General features: G+C 70.6%; 4 protein-coding genes. 1 reads left to right on the forward strand and 3 read right to left on the reverse strand.

What is annotated here, in order from left to right; genetic code table 11:
• A partial coding sequence (locus NS283_RS17860) for a LysR substrate-binding domain-containing protein (protein WP_058598190.1) occupies window positions 1–667 on the reverse strand: 667 nt, incomplete at its 3' end.
• A gap of 35 nt (window positions 668–702) precedes the next feature.
• Here NS283_RS17860 and NS283_RS17865 point away from each other — a divergent pair.
• Window positions 703–1092, forward strand: a complete 390-nt coding sequence (locus tag NS283_RS17865; RefSeq protein ID WP_058598188.1) for a DUF1304 domain-containing protein — start codon at window positions 703–705, stop codon at window positions 1090–1092.
• 90 nt (window positions 1093–1182) lie between these two features.
• On the opposite strand, the gene NS283_RS17870 is transcribed toward NS283_RS17865, so the two are convergent.
• Together NS283_RS17870 and NS283_RS17875 are read right to left on the reverse strand one after the other, a co-directional pair.
• Window positions 1183–1590 (reverse strand): transferase, encoded by a 408-nt coding sequence (locus tag NS283_RS17870; protein ID WP_058598191.1) that lies wholly within the window; start codon window positions 1588–1590, stop codon window positions 1183–1185.
• Window positions 1591–1833: 243 nt separating this feature from the next.
• Window positions 1834–2610, reverse strand: a complete 777-nt coding sequence (locus tag NS283_RS17875; RefSeq protein ID WP_058598189.1) for a DNA-formamidopyrimidine glycosylase family protein — start codon at window positions 2608–2610, stop codon at window positions 1834–1836.
• Window positions 2611–2669 lie beyond the last annotated feature (59 nt).

Below are 2669 nucleotides of genomic sequence, written 5' to 3' on the forward strand. Positions count from 1 at the left end.
TGTCGACCGTCCGCTCGCGGAGCCACGCGAGCGCGACGGTCGACACCGGTCCGTCACGCAGCACCCGGTACTCGACGTCGCGGCGCTGGTGGGCGCGCGCGAGCGACATCGGCACGACCACGACGCCGACGCCCGCGGCGACGGTCGCGATGGCTTCGCCGGTGTCGGACGGTGGCGCGAACGTCGGGGGGATGGCATCCGGAATCCGCGCGGCGAGCACGTCATCGGCGGGGACGATCACGACTTCGCCGGCGAGATCCGCGGTGTCGAGCTCGTCGCCGGCCGTCAGGTGAGAGTCGACCGACATCACGACGACGGGCTGTTCCTCGTAGAGCGGGATGAGGTGGAGGTCATCGGATGCCGTGACGGGGAGCCGCACGAGAGCGGCGTCGACCTCGTCGAGGTGCGACCGTTGCCCGGCGACGTCGATCTCCCGCAGCTCGAGGGTGACGTGCGGCATGCGCTCACGCCACAGGCCGATCCACTTCCCCGGGGTCGCACCCGGGACCGCGCCGAGCACGAAGGTGCGCGGGGGTTCCGGAGGAGCGGGGGCGGGGCGCGGTGCCTTCCCTCTCGCGGGGCGCTTCGGCGTGGAGGGCCGTGCCGCTCCGCCCTTGCGGGCACCGCCGGTGGGACCACGTCCCCGGGACCCGCTGCCGCTCGCCATGGTTCCAGGCTATCCGCGCGAGTAACGTGGAACGCATGATCGGCATCCTGGCGCTCGTGTTCGCCGGCCTCGCGGCCCTGCTGCACGTCTACATCTTCGTGCTCGAGAGTGTCCGCTGGTCGCAGCCGAAGACGTGGAAGGTCTTCGGGATCGCCGACCAGAAGACGGCGGATGCCACGAAGCCGATGGCCTACAACCAGGGCTTCTACAACCTCTTCCTCGCGATCGGCGCCATCATCGGCATCCTGTTCTGGATCGTCAACGGCGTGGGCGACGTGGCCGGACGCACGCTGCTGATCTTCTCGCTCGGCTCCATGCTGGGTGCGGCGCTCGTGCTCGTGACTTCGGGCAGCAAGTACCTGCGCCCCGCGACGATTCAGGGCACCCTGCCGCTCATCGGTCTCGTGCTCGCGATCTTCGCCTGACGGGCCCGCTGCCTCGAAAGACGAAAACCCGCACGCTCCGAGGAGTCGTGCGGGTCGTGAAGCCGCGGGACGGCTGTCGCGTCGGCCGGATCACGCGGCCAGGCGGAGTCCCCGCTGGTCGGTCGCGACCGCTTCGCCGTCGTTGATGATCTCGTCGTCGCCGATGAGAGAGCCCGTCGCGACGCGAGCGTTGTGGCCCACCTGCGTGCGAACGCCGATGTGAGCGCCCGCGCCGATGACCGCGCCGGCGCAGATGTGCGCGTGCGGCTCGATGCGAGCCTCGGGTCCGATGACGGCGTCGGATTCGATCCACGCCCCTCGGCCGACACGAACACCCGCGGCGATCTGCACGCCGGGTTCGACGTAGGCGCCGTTCTCGACCAGCGCCGACGGGTGGACCTTCGCGCCGTGCGCGACGAGTCCGCGACCGTTGACGTGCTTGCGGTAGCGCAGCGTCTCGCCGTGGTCGTTTTCGATGTCGATGTAGTTCTTACCCACGATCCCCTCCGGTCGACTCTCGGATTCAGCCGACATGTATGACAACGGGTGGGGAATGCCCTTCATTCCCTCGAATGGTTCTTCGTCGCCCGTGCCGCGATCGGTTTGCTCGACGTCGAGAGAAGTGCGGCGAGGACTCTCGACGATGTTTCGTCCTCCTGTTCTCGCACGCCGGCGGCGGTGAGCCTGCCGGGTTGACAGGAGCGAACCGGAGGGGCGCTGATCCGCGGACCGGTCGGAGAATCACCCGGGCTGACAGGTGGGGCACCAGTAGACGTTGCGCTCGCTCGTCTCCGAGGCGCCCAGGGACGTCGCGCGGATCGGTGTGCCGCAGCGACGACAGGGCGCGCCTTCGCGGCCGTAGACCCAGAACCGACGGCCCGGGCGGGTGTCGCCCGTGAAGGTGCGCTCGGGTCGCGGGAGGTTCGCGCGGATCATGCGCTCGCCGAGCGCGATCGTCGCCTGGACGTCGATCTCGGTGGCCGGGGTGGTCGGCGCGATACCCCGCACGAAGAGCAGTTCGTTCGCGTAGACGTTGCCGAAGCCGGCGACGTTGCGCTGGTCGAGCAGCGCGACGTGCGCTTCTCGCGGGTCAGCCGCGACCCGGCGGACCGCCTCGGCTTCGTCCCAGTCGTCGGCGAGGAGGTCGGGACCGAGATGGCCGATGACGGTGTGCTCGTCGACGGTGCGCAGCACCTCGACCATCGCGAGGTCGAAACCGACGGCATCCGCCCCCGTCACCCCGACGATCGCGCGGGCCTTGAAGGCGGGGCGGCGCCACCGCTCGCCCGGCCGGTAGACGTCCCACCGGCCCTCCATCTTCAGGTGCGAGTGCAGCGTGTACCCGCCGATGCGGTGCAGGAGATGCTTGCCGCGCGCGGCCACCTCGTGCACCGTCTCGCCGCGGAGATCGGCGGTGGCGCTCCCGGGGACGCGGATGTCGAAGCGCGTGACGACCTTGCCGGTCAGAGCGGCCGAGAGCTTCGCCGCCGCACGGTAGACGGTGTCGCCCTCAGGCACGGGCGGCCTCCAACCGGGGTCGAGGGGCGGCGGGGTCGAGGGCGGGCGCCGTGGCGGCG

Origin of the sequence: Microbacterium testaceum (assembly GCF_001476285.1) — a bacterium.
Taxonomy (GTDB): Bacteria; Actinomycetota; Actinomycetes; order Actinomycetales; family Microbacteriaceae; genus Microbacterium; species Microbacterium testaceum_B.